Annotated in this window: 16 protein-coding genes and 1 pseudogene; 12 read left to right on the top strand and 5 right to left on the bottom strand. The window is 64.8% G+C overall.

All coding sequences use genetic code 11. The features are described from left to right. The first annotated feature begins 879 nt into the window (after nt 1-879). Nucleotides 880-1,773 carry an IclR family transcriptional regulator gene (locus HYG77_RS15265; protein ID WP_208963137.1) on the top strand — a complete coding sequence of 298 codons (894 nt, stop codon included), beginning with the start codon at nt 880-882 and terminating at the stop codon, nt 1,771-1,773. 33 nt (nt 1,774-1,806) lie between these two features. Here HYG77_RS15265 and HYG77_RS15260 read toward each other — a convergent pair whose 3' ends face one another. After that, nucleotides 1,807-2,343 carry a flavin reductase family protein gene (locus HYG77_RS15260; protein ID WP_208963136.1) on the bottom strand — a complete coding sequence of 179 codons (537 nt, stop codon included), beginning with the start codon at nt 2,341-2,343 and terminating at the stop codon, nt 1,807-1,809. Between the two features lie 196 nt (nt 2,344-2,539). Between HYG77_RS15260 and HYG77_RS15255 the strand changes: the two genes are divergently transcribed. The 8 genes from HYG77_RS15255 to HYG77_RS15220 all read left to right on the top strand — a co-directional run bounded on the left by HYG77_RS15255 (nt 2,540) and on the right by HYG77_RS15220 (nt 11,279). Next, complete coding sequence (locus tag HYG77_RS15255) at nt 2,540-3,415, top strand: alpha/beta fold hydrolase (RefSeq protein ID WP_208963135.1); 876 nt, start codon at nt 2,540-2,542, stop codon at nt 3,413-3,415. Beyond that, nucleotides 3,412-5,115 (top strand): FAD-binding protein, encoded by a 1,704-nt coding sequence (locus tag HYG77_RS15250; RefSeq protein ID WP_208963134.1) that lies wholly within the window; start codon nt 3,412-3,414, stop codon nt 5,113-5,115. The genes HYG77_RS15255 and HYG77_RS15250 overlap by 4 nt, the downstream gene beginning before the upstream one ends. Continuing rightward, nucleotides 5,115-5,900: a 2-keto-4-pentenoate hydratase gene (locus HYG77_RS15245; protein WP_208963133.1), complete on the top strand. Its 786-nt coding sequence runs from the start codon at nt 5,115-5,117 to the stop codon at nt 5,898-5,900. The genes HYG77_RS15250 and HYG77_RS15245 overlap by 1 nt, the downstream gene beginning before the upstream one ends. A 7-nt stretch (nt 5,901-5,907) precedes the next feature. Next, the gene (locus HYG77_RS15240) at nt 5,908-6,813 is read left to right on the top strand and encodes an acetaldehyde dehydrogenase (acetylating) (protein WP_204164937.1); all 906 of its coding nucleotides are present in this window, start codon (nt 5,908-5,910) and stop codon (nt 6,811-6,813) included. Nucleotides 6,814-6,850: 37 nt separating this feature from the next. Further along, nucleotides 6,851-7,909 carry a 4-hydroxy-2-oxovalerate aldolase gene (dmpG, locus tag HYG77_RS15235; protein ID WP_208963132.1) on the top strand — a complete coding sequence of 353 codons (1,059 nt, stop codon included), beginning with the start codon at nt 6,851-6,853 and terminating at the stop codon, nt 7,907-7,909. A 40-nt stretch (nt 7,910-7,949) separates the two neighbouring features. Then, nucleotides 7,950-9,128 carry an acyl-CoA dehydrogenase family protein gene (locus HYG77_RS15230; protein ID WP_208963131.1) on the top strand — a complete coding sequence of 393 codons (1,179 nt, stop codon included), beginning with the start codon at nt 7,950-7,952 and terminating at the stop codon, nt 9,126-9,128. Between the two features lie 88 nt (nt 9,129-9,216). Further along, nucleotides 9,217-10,128: a biphenyl-2,3-diol 1,2-dioxygenase gene (bphC, locus tag HYG77_RS15225; protein WP_208963130.1), complete on the top strand. Its 912-nt coding sequence runs from the start codon at nt 9,217-9,219 to the stop codon at nt 10,126-10,128. A 5-nt stretch (nt 10,129-10,133) separates the two neighbouring features. Beyond that, nucleotides 10,134-11,279, top strand: a complete 1,146-nt coding sequence (locus tag HYG77_RS15220) for an alpha/beta fold hydrolase (protein ID WP_244461328.1) — start codon at nt 10,134-10,136, stop codon at nt 11,277-11,279. Nucleotides 11,280-11,710: 431 nt separating this feature from the next. On the opposite strand, the gene HYG77_RS39625 is transcribed toward HYG77_RS15220, so the two are convergent. Next, on the bottom strand, nt 11,711-12,133 hold the full coding sequence (locus HYG77_RS39625; protein WP_244461420.1) for a hypothetical protein: 423 nt from the start codon (nt 12,131-12,133) through the stop codon (nt 11,711-11,713). Between the two features lie 741 nt (nt 12,134-12,874). Then, nucleotides 12,875-13,909 carry an NADP-dependent oxidoreductase gene (locus HYG77_RS15210; RefSeq protein ID WP_109325597.1) on the bottom strand — a complete coding sequence of 345 codons (1,035 nt, stop codon included), beginning with the start codon at nt 13,907-13,909 and terminating at the stop codon, nt 12,875-12,877. Between the two features lie 276 nt (nt 13,910-14,185). Here HYG77_RS15210 and HYG77_RS15205 point away from each other — a divergent pair, with 276 nt between their 5' ends. Beyond that, on the top strand, nt 14,186-14,668 hold the full coding sequence (locus HYG77_RS15205) for a nuclear transport factor 2 family protein (RefSeq protein WP_208963128.1): 483 nt from the start codon (nt 14,186-14,188) through the stop codon (nt 14,666-14,668). Beyond that, a complete protein-coding gene (locus HYG77_RS15200) occupies nt 14,665-15,126 on the top strand; it encodes a DUF3237 domain-containing protein (protein WP_159918545.1) in 462 nt (153 codons plus the stop codon). The genes HYG77_RS15205 and HYG77_RS15200 overlap by 4 nt, the downstream gene beginning before the upstream one ends. Nucleotides 15,127-15,927: 801 nt before the next feature. On the opposite strand, the gene HYG77_RS40680 is transcribed toward HYG77_RS15200, so the two are convergent. After that, nucleotides 15,928-16,059 carry a hypothetical protein gene (locus tag HYG77_RS40680; protein WP_280123307.1) on the bottom strand — a complete coding sequence of 44 codons (132 nt, stop codon included), beginning with the start codon at nt 16,057-16,059 and terminating at the stop codon, nt 15,928-15,930. A 289-nt stretch (nt 16,060-16,348) separates the two neighbouring features. Here HYG77_RS40680 and HYG77_RS15190 point away from each other — a divergent pair. Next, a pseudogene (locus HYG77_RS15190) lies at nt 16,349-16,515 on the top strand (integrase core domain-containing protein); the annotation flags it as partial. A gap of 12 nt (nt 16,516-16,527) precedes the next feature. On the opposite strand, the gene HYG77_RS15185 reads toward HYG77_RS15190, so the two are convergent. Then, on the bottom strand, nt 16,528-17,466 hold the full coding sequence (locus HYG77_RS15185; protein ID WP_208963127.1) for an alpha/beta hydrolase: 939 nt from the start codon (nt 17,464-17,466) through the stop codon (nt 16,528-16,530). Nucleotides 17,467-17,629 lie beyond the last annotated feature (163 nt).

Below are 17,629 nucleotides of genomic sequence, written 5' to 3'. Positions count from 1 at the left end.
GCGACTGGAGACCGTGGAGGTTCCATCCGATCGCCGCCTGCGCGGCCGAGTGTTCCTTGGTGCTCAACGAGGAGGACGCTGCGGATAGATCGGCGTGAGGGAATCGTTGTCGTGACGATGGACCCGTCGAGGCCGCGGTGCTGGTGCCGGCCGTCGACGTCGGTGCGCTCGGGTCACACAGGACCCTTGACTGCGTGAATGGCTGATCCTGGATATGTCTCGCCCCGCGCTCCGCAGCGGTCTGGTTGTCAGAGCTGCGTGAGATATTCTGACAAGCAATCATTCTCGAAGTGCAAAGCTTCTAGTGTGTCAACTAGTAAGGCGCGACGGGCCGGTATCGGAACCCCTGTGTCACGGGCGGCCACGTAGCGTCGGAACGTTTTCCAATCGATCCCGGCCAGCCGGCGACCGGCCACCGAAGGGCTGGGGACTAGCGGGACGAGCAGTTCCCGGGGTCTGCGCGCATGACTGACAAACGGGTCGCCGAGTCCAGGCATGATCGGTTGGCCGACTGTACGGCCGTGTCGGCTGATCACGACCGATGATGCATCGGAACTTCACTGGTGTGCTGGACGCCGACGACAGTGCATGCACTTCTGACCCAGGTTTCAGAAGACCCTCCACCACGCACCCGCTCGCCAGCTGCGCCGGCACTGTGCTGACGGTGCCGCGCACCGACCGGAGATCCGCGAGAGGCGGGTCTCGAGGCGTCCAACACGCGAGAGGCATCGTCCGAGTCCCATCTCGCGCCTGGGTGAACACCCCCCGGCCGGCGTTGCCGGTCTCCTTCCCCGCATCGCGGACAGCTGTTAGTATTTTAAGAATTCATTTCAGTTTTAGTCTGGTGCATGCGTGTGACCAGGATATTTGGAGGCGTCGATGACTGTCATCGATTCAGGCAATGCACCGTCGGTACCTGCCACGAAGAGGGAGGTGCCGCCGTCGATGGTGGAACGGATGACGCTGATCCTCGACGCGTTCGACGGTCGCACCTGCCGGCTGACCCTCGAGGAAGTGGCGTGCCGCACCCGGTTGCCGCGATCTACCGTGCACCGCATCCTCGACCAGCTGGTGCGACTGGACTGGGTGAATCACGCCAGCTTCGGTTACTGCCTCGGCCGTCGAGCGATGGGTGTGGGCGGCGGCGACAACGGGCACGGCCAGATCCGGGCGGCCGCGGCGCCGCTGCTCCACGACCTGCACATGCAGACCGGAATGGTCGTGCACCTCACGGTGCTGGATGGTGGGGACAGCCTCTACCTCGACAAGGTCGGCGGCCGAATGGCGGCAGCGCTGCCGTCCAAGGTGGGCGGGCGGGTTCCCGCCTACACGACGGCCGGCGGCAAGGCGATGCTGGCGTGGGTGGACCCCGAGGAGGTCGACAGCCTGTACGGGCAGCGTCTCGACCGGAGCACGGACCGCACCATCACCGAGCTCACCACCCTCCATCAGGAACTCAACCGGATCCGGCAGCGCCGCGGTCTCGCGTTCGAGCGCGGTGAGGCGGTTCGCGGCGTGGGCTGTGTCGGTGTCGCGGTCCGGAGCGCCGACGGCCCGGTCGCCGGTATCTCGCTGTGCGGAGATGCCCGGACGGTGCAGCTCGAGCGAGTGGCGCCCCTCGTCGTCGACGCCGCCCGGGCCGTCACGCGGACTCTGCATCCCGAACCCGTGACGCCGCGCCGCGCCCGCCGGACCGCGGAGATACCGGAAACCTCCTGGTCCACCGAGGCGCTCGACCAGCTGCTGTCGGTGCAATCGGGGCAATGGCTGTAGCGCCCGTGCGCGGTTGACGAGTCTCGGGACTCGTCAACCGCGCACGGGGTGCGGAACGGCGCCCAGCCCGAATCCACCCCGGAAGAACACCAAAGGACGCTCGTCGCTGACCGATTCGAGGCCGAGGACCCGCCCGATCACGATGTCGTGGTCGCCGGCGGTGTGCACCGACTGCACGTCTGCGTGCACGCGCATCAGGACGCCGGGGAGCGAGGGCGTCGCCCACGGCGACCTCTCCCAGTCGAGTCCGTCGAACTTTTCGCCGCGGCTGGAGCCGAAGCGCATGCAGAGATCCGTCTGATTCTCGTGCAGAACATTGACGGTGAAGCGCCCCGATTCCTGGATGCGTGGCCAGGCGCGCCCGCGATGATCGGCGCAGAACAGGATCAGCGGAGGCGCCAGCGACACCGAAGCGAACGACTGGCAGGTGAATCCGACCGGACCGTCGGCGTCGAGTCCGGTCACCACCGTGACGCCACTCGCGAAATGGCCGAGATTGCGCCGCATTTCGTCGGGGGTGGGTGCGGCGATCTGCGTGCCGAGTTCGGGCCACGTCGGTTCGGTTGGCATCGGACCACCTCCACATCGTTTGCGACACCGACTGATTCGGTGATCACCACCGAGGTTAGGGACGCGGTCGGCAGGTCACGAACTGCCGTCTCGATCAGTGGAAGCCCCGGGCCGAGGCGTCGCCGGGACGGTGGACGTCTCGCTGACCGGGATCGCTTCTGTCCGAGCAGTGCACCCGCTGGCAACGTGATCGACCATGACGACTGACTCGAGTTACGAGGGCACCCTGAAGGAGCTGAACACCGACCTCGGCGTGCTTCGCTACCACGAGGCCGGCGACGGCCCGCCGCTCCTGCTGCTGCACGGCTCCGGCCCCGGCGTGACGGGGTGGCGCAACTTTCGCGGCAACCTCGACGTCTTCGCCGAGCACTTCCGGACCTTCATTCTGGAGTTCCCCGGCTTCGGGGTCAGCGACGACTTCGGCGGGCACCCGATGCTCACGGCCACCGACGCAGTCCTCCGATTCCTCGACGGGCTCGGAATCGACGAGGTCGCACTCCTCGGGAACTCGATGGGCGGCATCGTCGCCACCCAGTTCGCCATCGCGCACCCCGACCGGGTCACCAAACTGATCACGATCGGCGGCATCGGCAAGAATCTCTTCAGCCCAGGCCCCGGTGAGGGCATCAAACTCCTGATGGAGTTCACGGACGACCCCACCCGGGAACGGCTGATCGAGTGGCTGCATTCGATGGTGTTCGACCCCGCGATGGTCACCGAGGAACTCATCGAGGAACGCTGGACACAGGCCACCGAACCCGACACCCTCGCCAGCGCCCGCAAGATGTACAGCCGGGCAGCGTTCGAGGCGAACACCCGGGCTGCCCTCGAGTCCGACGCCACGCCCTACTGGGCGCAGCTGCACAAGGTGAAAGCCCCCACCCTCCTCACGTGGGGCCGCGACGACCGGGTGAGCCCCGTGGACATGTCGATCATCCCGATGCGGTTGATCCCGAAGGCGGAACTCCACGTCTTCCCGAACTGCGGGCACTGGGCGATGATCGAGCAGAAGTCGGCGTTCGAGAGTGCCGTCCTCGCCTTCCTGCTCCGCAAGGAAGGTGGCGACCGATGAGCGCCGGCTCGCAGATCTTCGACACCACCGTCGATTTCCTCGTGGTCGGCAGCGGGGGCGGCGGAATGGCCGCCGCGATCACCGCCGCGCACCGCGGGCTCGACACCCTCGTGATCGACAAGGGCGCGACGTTCGGTGGGTCGACCGCGATCTCCGGTGGCGGAATCTGGATCCCGAACGCCCCGACCCTACGCGAGAAGGGCGTCGTCGACTCCCGCGAGTCGATTCGCCGCTACCTCGACATCATCACCGAGGGCCGGGTGGCGGCAGACCGACTCGACGCGTTCGTCGACAAGGGCCCCGAGCTGATGGAACTGCTCGACCGCAGTCCGCACATGAAGCTCTACTGGGTGAAGGGCTACTCCGACTACCACCCCGAGTACGACGGCGGCCGACCCCTCGGGCGGACCATCGAATGCAAGCCCTTCGACACGAGAGCACTGCAGGACGACGAGCGGTACCAGCGGCCGAATAGCATGAAGGGCCCGCTCGGACTGTGGGTGACGTCCAAGGACTACCACGACCTCGCCATGGTGAAGCGCACCTGGAAGGGACGCAAGGCGTCGCTGGTGGCGGCCTGGCGAGTGGCGTCCAACGTGATTCGTCGTCGTCACATGGCGACCGGTGGACGCGCACTGGTGGCCAGGATGCGCATGGTCCTCAAAGATGCCGGTGTTCCGCTGTGGCTGCAGACGTCGATGACGGAACTGATCGTCGACGACAGCGGCGTTGTCGTGGGAGTGGTCGCGGAGCGCGACGGCAATACCGTCCGGATCGGTGCGACACACGGGGTGCTCCTCGCGGCCGGCGGCTTCGAACACAACGAAGACATGCGCGCCGAGTACCTGCCCAAGCACGGTGTCGCGAACATCAGTGCCGGAGCCAAGGAGAACACCGGCGACGGGATTCTCGCGGGCCAGAATCTCGGCGCGGCAGTTGATCTCATGGACGATGCGTGGTGGATGCCGTCGGTGATGCATCCCATGGGCGCCGTGATTCCGCTGGTGTCCGAGCGGTGCATTCCGCCGTCCGTGGTCGTGAACGGCCGCGGCGAACGCTTCACCAACGAGTCGTCGCCGTACGTGAATTTCGTGCACGATCAGCTCGACGGTGGCCATGTACCCGCCTGGTTCGTGATGGACTCCAAGGCGAAGTCGCGTTACCCGTTCGCGCAGGTTCTGCCGGGTGTGCCTTTCCCCCAGGGCTTTTACGACTCCGGTGTGGTGCACAAAGCCGACACCCTGCGCGACCTCGCGGATCAGATCGGCGTGAAGGCCGACACTCTGGTGGCGACGGTCGACCGGTTCAACGGCTTCGCCCGCACCGGTCGGGACGAGGACTTCGGCCGCGGCGACAGCGCGTACGACCGGTACTACGGCGACCCGACGATGAAGAACCCGTGCCTCGACGAGATCACTCAGGGCCCCTTCTACGCGATCCGCTGCGAGGCCGGCGACCTGGGCACCAAGGGCGGCCTCGTCACCGATGCCGACGCGCGGGTGCTCCGCGAGGACGGTTCCGTCATCGACGGCCTGTACGCCACCGGCAACACCTCGGCCTCGGTGATGGGCAACGAATACGCCGGTGCGGGCGCGACCATCGGTCCCGCCATGGTGTTCGGCTACATCGCCGCGCAGCACGCCGCCCAGGCCGGTGGCCTGCGGCGAGAGACTCGCTCACACGCGGGTGAGGTGGCCTGATGCTGAGCGAACGGCAGAGGCTGGATGCGGCCCGGTCGCTGAGGGACGCCGAACGGGATCGGGCACCCATCGAGCCGCTCACCGCGACCTACCCGGACATCGACGTGGTCGACGCCTACGAGATCGCGCTGATCAACATCCGCGCGCGGCTCGAGGCGGGGGAGACGGTGTACGGCCACAAGGTCGGGCTGTCTTCCGAGGTCATGCAGAAGATGATGGGCGTCGACGAGCCTGACTACGGACACCTGCTGTCGAGCATGGTGTACGCCGAGGGAACGCCGATCGACACCGCCCGGTTCTGTTATCCGCGCATCGAGGTGGAGATCGGTTACGTGCTGGGCGAGACGTTGCCGGGGGAGTGGTGCACCGAGGCGGATGTTCTCGCGGCCACCGAATACATCGTTCCCAGTATCGAACTCATCGACTCGCGTATCACGGACTGGAAGATCGGGCTGGCCGACACCATCGCCGACAACGCGTCGTCGGCGGGAGTGATCCTCGGCGCCGGACGGGTGGAGCCGTCGAGGGTGGACATCGGCGCCATCTCGGCCGTGCTCTTCCAGGGTGACGAGGAGATTGCCCGCGGCGAGGCGTCGGCGGTGCTCGGCAACCCGACGAAGGCCGTGGCCTGGCTGGCACGGAAGGTCGCGAGTTTCGGAGTGCGACTCGAGGCCGGCCACGTAATCCTGCCCGGCTCGTTCACCCGGGCGATCGATGCCCGTCCCGGTGACGTATTCCGCGCCGACTTCAGTGACATCGGCTCCGTATCAGTAGAATTCAAGTAAGGGCGAAATTGTGACCAAGGCTCTCGCCGCGATCGTCGGATCCGGCAACATCGGCACCGACCTCCTGTACAAGCTCCTGCGTTCGGACATCATCGAACCGCGTTGGATGATCGGTGTCGATCCGGACAGTGAGGGACTGAAGCGTGCGGCCGATCGGGGCGTGGTCGCCAGCGCCGACGGTGTCGACTGGCTGCTCGCCCAGGACGAGCGCCCCGACATCGTTTTCGAGGCCACGTCCGCCTACGTGCACCGGGTTAACGCCCCGCGCTACCGGGAACTGGGCATCCAGGCGGTCGATCTCACGCCCGCCGCGCTCGGTCCCGCGGTCGTGCCGGCCGTCAACATGGGCGAACACCGGACTGCGCCCAACGTCAACCTCATTACCTGCGGCGGCCAGGCCACCATCCCGATGGTGTACGCCGTCTCCCGGATCACCGAGGTGGCCTACGCCGAGATCGTCGCCAGCGTGGCGTCGCCGTCCGCCGGACCGGGTACTCGCGCCAACATCGATGAATTCACGATCACCACGAGTCGGGGCATCGAGACGATCGGCGGAGCGAAGAAGGGCAAGGCCATCATCATCCTGAATCCGGCCGAGCCGCCGATGTTCATGAAGGACACCGTGTTCTGCGCTATTCCCGCCGACGCCGACCGGGACGCGATCAGCGCGTCGATCCACGACGTCGTGTCGTCCGTGCAGTCCTACGTGCCCGGTTACCGCCTGCGCGCCGAGCCGCAGTTCGACGACCCGACACCGATCAGTGGTGGGCTCGCCCGGGTCGGCATCTTCCTCGAGGTGGAGGGCGCCGGCGACTTCCTGCCGCCGTACTCGGGCAACCTCGACATCATGACCGCCGCCGCCACCAAGGTGGGCGAGAGCTTCGCGACGCAGATCCTCGGCGCGAGCGTCTGAACGCGTCCGTTACCACTCACTCTTCGAAGGAATACCGATGCCTTACAGCGCCGATCTCGACATCCGGGTGACGGACTCGTCCCTGCGCGATGGTTCCCATGCCAAGCGGCACCAGTTCACCGTCGACCACGTCCGCTCCATCGTCGGGGCACTCGACGCCGCCGGCGTTCCCGTCATCGAGGTCACCCACGGTGACGGGCTCGGCGGTTCGTCGTTCAACTACGGCTTCAGCCACACCCCGGAGCAGGAGCTGATCAAGGCCGCCGTGGAGACGGCGAAGCAGGCCGAGATCGCGTTCCTCATGCTCCCGGGGCTAGGTGTCCAGTCCGACATCCGGGAGGCCGCCGACAACGGTGCGCGCATCTGCCGCATCGCGACCCACTGCACGGAGGCCGACATCTCCGTCCAGCACTTCGGGCTCGCCCGCGACCTCGGGCTCGAAACCGTCGGCTTCCTGATGATGTCGCACAGCCAGCAACCCGAAGCGCTCGCGAAGCAGGCCCGGATCATGGCCGACGCCGGCTGCCAATGCGTGTACGTGGTGGACTCGGCGGGTGCGCTCATCATGAACGGTGTCAGCGACCGGGTCGCCGCGTTGGTTTCCGAGCTGGGGGACGACGCACAGGTCGGCTTCCACGGACACGAGAACCTCGGCCTCGGCGTCGCCAACTCCGTGCTCGCCGTCGAGGCCGGCGCGTTGCAGATCGACGGGTCCACCCGGCGCTTCGGCGCGGGCGCGGGTAACACTCCGGTCGAGGCCTTCGCTGCCGTCGCCGAGAAGCTCGGAATCCGCACCGGCATAGACACTCTCAAGATCATCGATGCCGCCGAGGACGTGGTGCGACCGATCATGGACGACGATTGCCTTCTCGACCGGCTGTCCCTCACGATGGGATACGCGGGCGTCTACTCGAGCTTCCTCAAGCACGCCGATGCGCACGCCCGCCGATATGGGGTGTCCGGTGCGGAAATCCTCATCGAGGCCGGCCGCCGCAAACTGGTCGGCGGGCAGGAGGACCAGCTGATCGAAATCGCGCTCGGTCTCGCGGACCGGCAGGCCGCGAGCACCGCTGTTGCCGAGAAGAAGTCCGCCTAGGCGCCTGACCGGGTGCCCAAACCAGAAAGCCGAGATCATCATGGGTCAGGTTCTTGACAGGATCGAACAGTTCGCGGACGAACTCCGCGCGGAAGGCGCGGAAGGCGACAAGCTGATGCGCCTGTCGGACACCTCCGCCAAGCGGTTGCGCGACTCCGGGGTGATGCGGATGCTGCAGCCCAAGGAGTACGGCGGCCACGAAGCCCATCCGCGCGAATTCGCGGAGACCGCGATGGGGATCGGTGCCATCGACGGCGCAGCCGGGTGGGTCAGCGGCATCGTCGGCGTCCACCCGTGGGAACTGGCGTTCTTCGACCGCAAGGCCCAGGACGAAGTGTGGGGCGCAGACCCCGACATGTGGATGGCCTCCCCGTACGCGCCGATGGGTGTCGCCGTGCCGACCGAGGGTGGCTACGTCCTCAACGGACGCTGGTCGTTCTCGTCGGGCACCGACCACTGTGGCTGGATCATGATCGGCGCCGCAGCCGGTGATGCCGAAGGTAACCGGGTGATGCCGCCGAAGATCCTGCACGTGCTCCTGCCCCGCGCCGACTACGACATCGACCAGGACAGCTGGAACGTCGTGGGCCTGCGCGGCACCGGGTCGAAGGACCTGATCGTGAAGGACGCGTTCATCCCGCAGCACCGGACGCTGCAGGCGGACAAGGTGTTCGACGGGTCCGCGCCGAAGGAATTCGGACGTACCCAGACGCTCTACAACTTCCCGTTCTCGTGCATCTTCCCGCTCGGGATCACCTCCTCGCTGATCGGCATCGCCGAAGGCGCGCTGGCGTGCCACCTCAACGCGCAGCGCGAACGGGTCACCGTCTCCGGCACCGCCATCAAGGAAGATCCATACGTATTGTTCGCGATCGGCGAGGCGGCCGCGGAAATCGCAGCGTCGCGCGCAGCCATCCTCGAGACGGTCGACCGGTTCTGGGACATGACGGAAAAGGGGCAGGACGTCACGTTCGAGCTGCGTGCCATCGGCAGGCGCACCCAGACAGCGGCCGCCTGGCGTGCGGTCCGAGCAGTCGACGAAATCTTCGCCCGCTCCGGCGGCGGCGCGCTGCAGCTCAGCACGCCGATGCAGCGATTCTGGCGCGACGCCCACGCCGGACTCTCCCACGCCATCCACGTGCCGGGGTCCATCTACCACTCTTCCGCACTCACCCAGCTCGGCGGCGAACCGCAGGGTGTGCACCGCTCCATGATCTAGGCGCTCCGCGCCCGTGAGTGGTTAAGGAGTCCAGAGACTCGTCAACCACTCACGGGTGGCGGAGCCGCCCCCAGGAAAGGGATTCTCCATGACAGACATTCGAGGACTCGGCTACCTCCGGATCCAGACGACGGACGTGCCGCGCTGGCGCGAACTGGTGGTGGACGGGCTGGGCATGGCGGTGGGTTCCGGCCCCGAGCCGGACGGCCTGTACCTGCGACTCGACGAGCGGCGTGCCCGACTGATCGTGCTGCCCGGCAAGAAGGACAAGGCTTTGGCCGTGGGGTGGGAGGTGCGCGACCAGTTCGCCCTGCAACGGGTGCGTGAGCAGGTCGAGAAGTCGGGTGTCGCCGTCGACGTTCTGTCCGAGGACGAGGCACGGTACCGCGATGCCGAGCAGGTCATCGCGTTCGACGACCCGTCCGGGACGCGGGTGGAAGTGTTCTTCGGGCCGGTTCTCGACCACAGTCCGGTGGTCACCCCCCACGGTGGCCGGTTCGTCACCGGCGCACAGGGGCTGGGACATGTGGTGCTCCCGACCCCGGCGTTCGAGGAGGCCTACACGTTCTACACCGAGGTGCTCGGTTTCCTGCCGCGCGGTGCCATCCGCCTCGGGCCGCCCGACGCCCCCGGTCCCGCCCGCCGGGTCCGGTTCATGGGAGTCAATCAGCGCCACCACAGTCTCGCGCTTTGCCCGGCGCCGCACGGCGGCGAACCAGGCATGGTGCATCTGATGACGGAGGTCGACACCCTCGACGCCGTCGGCCAGGCACTCGACCGGCTCGGCAAGCTCGGATTCTCGATCTCCTCGACACTGGGTCGCCACACCAATGATCGGATGGTCTCGTTCTACGTGCGGGCTCCCGGTGGCTGGGACCTCGAGTTCGGTACCGAGGGCATGCTCGTCGACGAAAAGTATTACACCGCGGAGGAAATCACCGCCGACAGCTACTGGGGCCACGACTGGTCCGGGTCCGAACCTCTGGCAGCGTTCTCGTGAACTCGGTGCGTACCGGGTTCGGGGCGGTGGCGGCTCTCGTCGTGCTCACCGGCGCTGCGTGCTCGACCGAGACCTCCGAGACGACGACGGATCTGGATCGGCTCCGGGCGGGCCAACTGCTCACGTCCAGTGCGGTGACCGATGCCCCGGCATTGCCCAGTGCCGCCCGCAACGACCTGATCACCTACACCTCGCAGGACGTGAACGGTGATCCCGTGGTGGTGTCGGGCACCGTCGCACTGCCGCGCACACCGGCACCCGAGGGCGGGTACCCGGTGATCAGCTGGGCGCACGGCACCACCGGTGTGGCCGACGCGTGCGCGCCGTCGGCGGACTTCCCGGGCGGCCCCACCCACGCCTATCTGACCGAGGTCGACGCCTCCCTCGACGACTGGGTCGAGCAGGGTTTCGCCGTGGTCCGCACCGACTACCACGGGCTGGGTACGCCGGGTATTCATCCGTATGTCAACGGTGACACCGAGGTCAACGCCGTCGTCGACATCGTGCGGGCCGCGCGTGAGTTGGATCCGTCGGTCGGCTCGCAGTGGTTCGTGGTCGGGCACAGCCAGGGCGGGCAGGCGGCGCTGTTCACTGCCGCCCAGGCCGGGGAGCGGGCACCGGAACTCGAGCTGAAGGGTGCGGTGGCGATCGCGCCGGGCAGCGGCCTCGACCAGACGCCGCAGTACTTCCGGTCCGGTGTACCCGGAATCGAAGCGGCGGAGGCGTTCTTACCGCTGATTCTTCTCGGGGCGCAGGCCGCGGACCCATCCATCGACCCGTCGGCATTGCTGACCGAGCAGGCCCAGCCCCTGCTGGCGGCCGCGCGAACCGGTTGCCTCGACGACATCCGCAAGGTGCCACCGGTACCCGCCGGGCAGGTCTTCCGTCCGGACGCCGATCTGGGGCCGCTCACGGAATACCTGACGCGTCAGGAGCCCTCGCAGGTGGATGTCAAGGTTCCGACCCTGGTCACACAGAGCTCCGGTGACAGGGTGGTAGCCAAGCCGTCGACAGATCTGATGGTGAAGACGTTGCGGGACAGGGGGAACGACCTCGAGTACGTGACGTACGACGGTGCGGACCACCGGGCAACCATCGGGGCTTCGCAGGCCGACGCACAGGATTTCGTCAACGGCATCCTGGACCGCTGAGATGCCGGGTCTTGACACCACGACCGTCACGGAAGTGTTGACAACCGGCTGGTGATGGCCTGGGGGTAGACGGGTGACAATCGACGACCCTGCCCCCGACGACCGCGACGCGCACGAAACCAGTGTCATACCGTTGGGCGCTGGTTTCTGTAGGTTTTCGCGATCGGGAATGGGAGCCCCCGTTGCTTCCGATCTGCCTGCGCTACCGGCTGCGGTTGCACACTCGATCTCCCGGTTGCGGGCAGTTGCCCTTCTCCGACACCACCTGGTTCGGCACCCATTGCCCGCCCAGCTGGTCGGGAGTTGCCGTGCAGTCACGGTTGATTTGGGGTCTATGGGTGTGCCGATGCGGGCGGTTGCAGTGGGCGCCATACGTTGCGGGCGCCAGGCGGCCAGTTCGCCACAATGCTGCTGCGTCGGCTTTCACGCTGTCATCGCGGTTCTTGAAACGACGTTAACTTCGCGAGGCAGTGTTCCCGAAGTTGCTGTCTCATGGTCAGGTCGAGGTCGGAGGCGAGTCGCTTTTCCACCATCCACAGCACGCGTTGGTAGAAAACTCTGGGGGGAATTCCGAACTCAGTGAAGATGTAATCGTCACCGCCACCATAGCCGCTCCACCGTAGGGCGAAGCCCAACAACGCATGGTCGTAGGTATCCATTCGGTTCTCCGTGGTGTCGATCTCGGTCGGCGTTAACGAGAATGAGGGCGACCGTGACTTAGCCTGCTGGTCGGCGCGACCGATGTGTTGCGTCGTCCCTCGGGGAGGCGAATTAGTCAACGTCTTGTTCGTGGCCTTGTTCACCTTTTCCCCGGTCCGCAGCGTCTCGCCGCTGATGCCGAGGTCCGAGGCCACGGCCGCGTAGATACGAGTGCCGCCTGCACGATACAAAGCGACCGCGTCCCCGGCGGAACTCCTACGGACCATTGTCGGGGTGTCCACTCCCAGGGGAAGTAGAACCAGGCGGGGTGTTCGCATGGGACGTTAGTCTCAGTACACGGTTCCCACTATCTCCGGCAGGCCCTGGTTGATGGCGGCGTTGGCGGGAGGGAGTTCTTTTGCTACAGCCTCAGTAGTGCCCCGACTTTTGCCTCGCCGACGGAACGTACTTTGTGGACTACTCCACGCGGGCACCGGCATGGCACTCGACTCCACCGTTGACTGCAGGTTCGGGGCACGCAGTGCAGAGATGGGCAGGCCCCGAATCCGGTATGTGGCCAGTCCCGTACGCAATAATCGTGGCCTCACCGCTCGGCTCATATGACCCGACGGGGTTGCGGCCTGAGCTAGTGCCACCGAATACCACGACGACTTCGACCGTGCCGCCACCCGATGGTTCGCCACCCCACAAATGGACCGCGTCGCGGTCCATTTGTCGAGTCAAGCCTATGAGGCGCCAGCAAGCGGAAGAACACCATGAAGCCGAGGTAATCGATTGCCGCACTGAGGATCGTCCAAGAGGACCGGTGCGAAGCGGCGCCGGGTGGCTCGAGTGCTCAACCGCCAGCCGAGCAGGGCATCGCCGGGCAAGTCGATGAGGGAGAAGCGCGCCAGACGCGACTTGACTGGTACGCCCAGCCATCTACCGCCGTTCGGTTAGTCGGTGATCACCTTGACCACGACCTTCCCTTTGTTCTCGCCGGCGAGACTGCGGTTGAGGGTATGTCTCGCATGCTCCAGACCGTCGACCACGGTCTCCGCGGAGCGCAGCGTGCCGGCACTGAGAGCCAGCGACAGCTGTCCAATGATCTCTGCGTACCGATCCACGTGATCGAAAACGATGAACCCTCGCAAAGTTGCCCGCTGCATAAGCAGCTGACTGACATTACGTAGTCCGCGTTGGGCGTTATCTCCATTATAGTCGTTGTACTCGGAAACCAGCCCGCAGAGCGTGATTCGCGCCCCGATGTTCAGTCGGCCGAAAACGTGGTCCATGATCTCGCCGCCAACATTTTCGAAGTCCACGTCGATACCTTCAGGTGTGGCGTCGTCGAGTTGCTTCTGCCAGTCACCAGCATGTCGGTCAATACAAGCGTCGAACCCCAACTCCTCCACCAGGTATCGACATTTCTCGGCGCCACCTGCGATACCGACCACTCGGGCACCCCGACGCTTTGCGAGCTGACCTGCAATAGAGCCCACTGCTCCGGCCGCGGCGGATACGAAGAAAGTCTCTCCCGGTCGAGGATCACCGAACTCAACGCCGAGGTACGCCGATATTCCGGTGTGGCCCATGACTCCGACGAACGCGGGGAGGGGGGCCGGTAGCGGATCGGGTAGGACTGTGAATGACATGTCCTCAGTCGCTGCATCAGCGACGCAATAGTCCTGCCAGCCCGTCAATCCCACAACAAACGAGCCGACAGGAAGATCGTCACGTCGGCTGGCGACGACCCGTCCCACACCGGCCCCGCGCATGACGGCGTTCAATTCGACCGGGGGGATATAGGAACGCATCGCACTCATCCACACACGATTTGTGGGGTCGACCGACAAGTAGTGCGTTCGGATCAGCGCTTGCCCATCAAGGATATCGGCAACCGGCTCTTCCAACCATTCTAAATTTTCGGCAGTTACTTCCCCCTCCGGACGACTCCGCAATCGGTAGAGCCGGTTGGTCAAAGTACTCATCACATCTCCTTAAGGGGCGCATAAATGCCAAAGCGGAATGCCTCTCGAGCCCGCTGGAATGCGGCTTCGCGGGCACTCTGTCCCGTCGCTCATTGGGCCGACCACCCTGAGATTAGACTCACAGTTGATCATAGTCAACACTCTGTCCACAGTGCGGTGGAGGGTCGGCCGAATAGCGTTCGACACACTGTTGACTATTACCGACAGGACGGGCATTCTTTGAGGCTACGGCGGCTGGCACATCAGTCGTCGCCAGAGCCCACCAAGGAGGCGACTGTGAGTACACAAGCGGAGAATCGCAAGGTAGTGAATGGTTTTTGGGGCGACCTTGATAGCGGGCCGCCGACCGGGAAAGAGCTGGAGGCTTGGAAAGACTGGTTCGCGGAAGATGCTGTATGGGAGATGCCGTTCGCCCCTGAGCCGCTCGCGAAGTCGGTCCCCGGCCGCCAACTCATCGGCCACTTCATCGACTGGTTCTTCAAGTCCGTGCCCGACCTGAAGATCGACTCGCTGATGGTGCACGACACGACAGATCCCGAGCTGTTTGTGCTCGAGCTACACGGAGAGGCGACCGTGAGGCAGAACGGAAACGTGTACGCGAACACGTACTGCACACACATGCGAATCAGAGGCGGCAAGGTGGTCTTGATTCGCGAATACTTCGATCCAAATATCGTCGAACAAGCCTTCGGCGTCGAAGTCATTGCGGAGGGTATGTCCCATGTGATGGCAGCCGCAGGCCTGGAGGTAAGCAAGTGAAGCTCATCCCGGAATTTTCGTACACCGCAGAACTCGCTGCGCCGCAGGTCGTCGGTCCTGGGCCGTACGGCGTGCGGCAGGTCCTCCCCGTTACCGGCGGCACTGTAACGGGTGATCGACTGAGCGGTACAGCAGCCATCGGCGGCGGTGACTGGCTCCTGGCTGGAGATGACGGATTCGGACGGCTGGATGTGCGCGCACAGTTCAATACCGACGACGGTGCCGTCATCTACATGAGCTACCAGGGCCTGGTTGAGGTGACCGAAGCCGCTGCAGCCGCCTTGACCGGCGGGGACTCGAGCACGAACTTCGGCGACCACTACTTTGTCACCACTCCGCGCCTCGAGTGCGGGGACGCTAGGTACGGCTGGGTCAACCAGACTATCTTCGTGGGGCAAGGGCGAATTACACCCGGACCCGTCATCGAGTTTCAGGTCTTTCGCGTAGGCCTGCAGTAGGAGGAACCGGGACTGCAGCCGGCGGGCCGCACATCACATGTAAGTGTGAGGTGCGGCCCGCCGCTTTCGGGTGAAGTTGGAAAGCGTGGCATCGACCGCCAAGTAAGCCACGCCGCCTCTTAGCGAAACCGAGCCGCTGTGATGGGTGATGACGGCGTAGCTAGTTGTTGCGGGTCATGACGTTGTATTGGACGTCGACGGACTTGACTTGGCAGAAGCTGGCCAAGGAACTTGCGTCCGCCGATGTCTGTCTCGGCGTGTTCTCGCCGGTGCTCGGGAAGGGGGGCGCTGTACGAGCGTTCCGGCCATCTGAGCAAATTCAGTCAGGACATGTTCCCCGCCATGCGCATGGACGGCGACGAGCTGATGCTGCGGCCAGCGAACTGTCCTCATCACGCGTTGATCTATGCATCGACTCAACACTCATATCGTGAACTGCCCCTTGGATTCAACGAGCTCGCCTCCATGTTCCGAGCCGACGTTCCGGTGTCGTATCTGGTTTGAGTCGCGTCCGGCAGATCAACCTCGACCACACTCACGTCTTCTGCAGACCGGACCGGGTCCTCCACGAAGCTGAACTTGGGCTGCGGGCAGCACTGCGTGCTCAGGAAATCTTGGGGCTTCCCGTCGATTACGTCCGACTGTCGACGAGAGACAACTCCTCGACATGGCTCGGCACCGAGGCCCAGCGGGAGCATGCCCAGGAGAGCCTTCGCACCGCCGGGCAGTCTGTCCTTGACGAGCATGGACTGAAATTGGTCGAAGCCCGGGTGAGGCTGCGTTTTACGCCCCAAACTCGATCTACAGGTTCAGGACGAACGCGGCCGTGAGGAAACCACTGCCACCGTGCAACTCGACTTCAATCAGCCCCAACGATTCGGTCTCACCTATGTCGGCGCAGACGGCGGCGAACACCGTCCAGTCATGATCCACCGAGGAACGGTTGGGTCGATGGAGCGCGTCACTGCAGCACTGCTCGAACGGTATGCAGGCCGCCTCCCGTTCTGGACATTCTCGAGCTGATGGATGACGCCTACCTCAACCGCCGAACAGCCCTCGACTGGTCGATCTGAAGGGGCACATAGTCGCTCGGCGGTACCGGGCGTTCGATCGCGAGACGGCAGCCCAGCCACCTCTGCGTCAAAGCTGACGCCGACTCGTCGAAAGCTGCCGCACGCACCCAATCACCCACGTCGCCACCGAAATGGGCATCTCCCGTACCCGTCACCAGTTCATCCGGCCCTACACCCACGACACAACGGCAAGGTCGAGCGCTACAACCGGATTCTCCCCGAGGGGTTCCTCCACGCCCGCGACTGGATCAGCGAAACCCAACGATCAGAGGCCGTCGTCGTATGGAACGTCCGCTATAACTACCGTCGACCCCACGCTCCAGATCACTTAGCGCAGCAAGCTGGACAACCCTTCCGCGAAGCCAGTAATAGCACGCTCTCCCTCATCCACCACGCCGGCTAGTAGAAAGAAGCTGTGGGGCATGCCCGCATACTCGCGCTGGACGACTGCAACGCCCGAAGCATGCAATTTAGACGCATATCGACTGGCATCGTCTGAGACTGGGTCAATCTCTGCGTTGACGATGAGCGCAGGCGGGGCGCTGTTCAGATTCGTACTGAACAACGGCGAGACTTCCGACGACTCCCGAAGCCACACGTCGGGCACATACTGATCGATACACCATTCGAGTGCGGCACGCGAAAGAAGAGGCGCCGACCCGTATCGGTTCACAGAGTCACTACTCGAGGTCAGATCTAGCACTGGGCACAGAAGCCCCTGCGCCTTGACCGATGCACCGTCTGTACGTGCACTGAGAATCGCTGCGGTCGCCGCAGCGAGCATCCCCCCAGAGGAGTCTCCAGCAACGGCCAGTGCCTCGCCATCAATTCTCAGCTCGTCAGAACGATCGGCTACCCAGCAAAAGGATTCGATCGCATCTGCGTGAGCGCTCGGATAGGTGTTTTCGGGCGCAAGGCGATACGCCACCGAGATCACGCGGAGAGCGCCCTGGACGCTCAACTCGCGACACAGTCGGTCATGAGACTCGAGGCCGCCCCTGACGAAACCGCCACCGTGGAAGTACACGACACCCGGCACTGCTGTGGTTGCGCCTTTCGGAGAGTAACTCCGGGCCTTCACTACCCTTCCGCGGAGGGGAATCTCTAAGTCCCTCACATCGCAATGTGGATTGAGATCACCCGCCAAGCCCATCAACTTCTCGCCGACCGCCCTGTACGCGGCGATGGATACTTCCCACGGCTGCGCCGGCGGATTCGTTGACAGGGACGCCAGCAACTCGAGTACCTGAGGGTGCAGATTACTCATGAATGTCCTGCATAGATGTTCGTCGCGGCACCTACGCGCTCTCGTAGCGAACTCACCAGTCGTCTCCTCCACAGCTGCTGTCAGATGCGTACGACCCTCGACTAGTCGGGCCACACGCCGGTGTGTCAACTCTGCACTTAGCGTTGGCGTTCGTCAACATTGT

This window comes from Rhodococcus sp. ZPP (assembly GCF_017656075.1).
Lineage (GTDB): Bacteria > Actinomycetota > Actinomycetes > Mycobacteriales > Mycobacteriaceae > Rhodococcus_F > Rhodococcus_F oxybenzonivorans.
The sequence above is the reverse complement of the archived record's forward strand: the minus strand, read 5'-3'. Positions and strand labels throughout refer to the sequence as shown.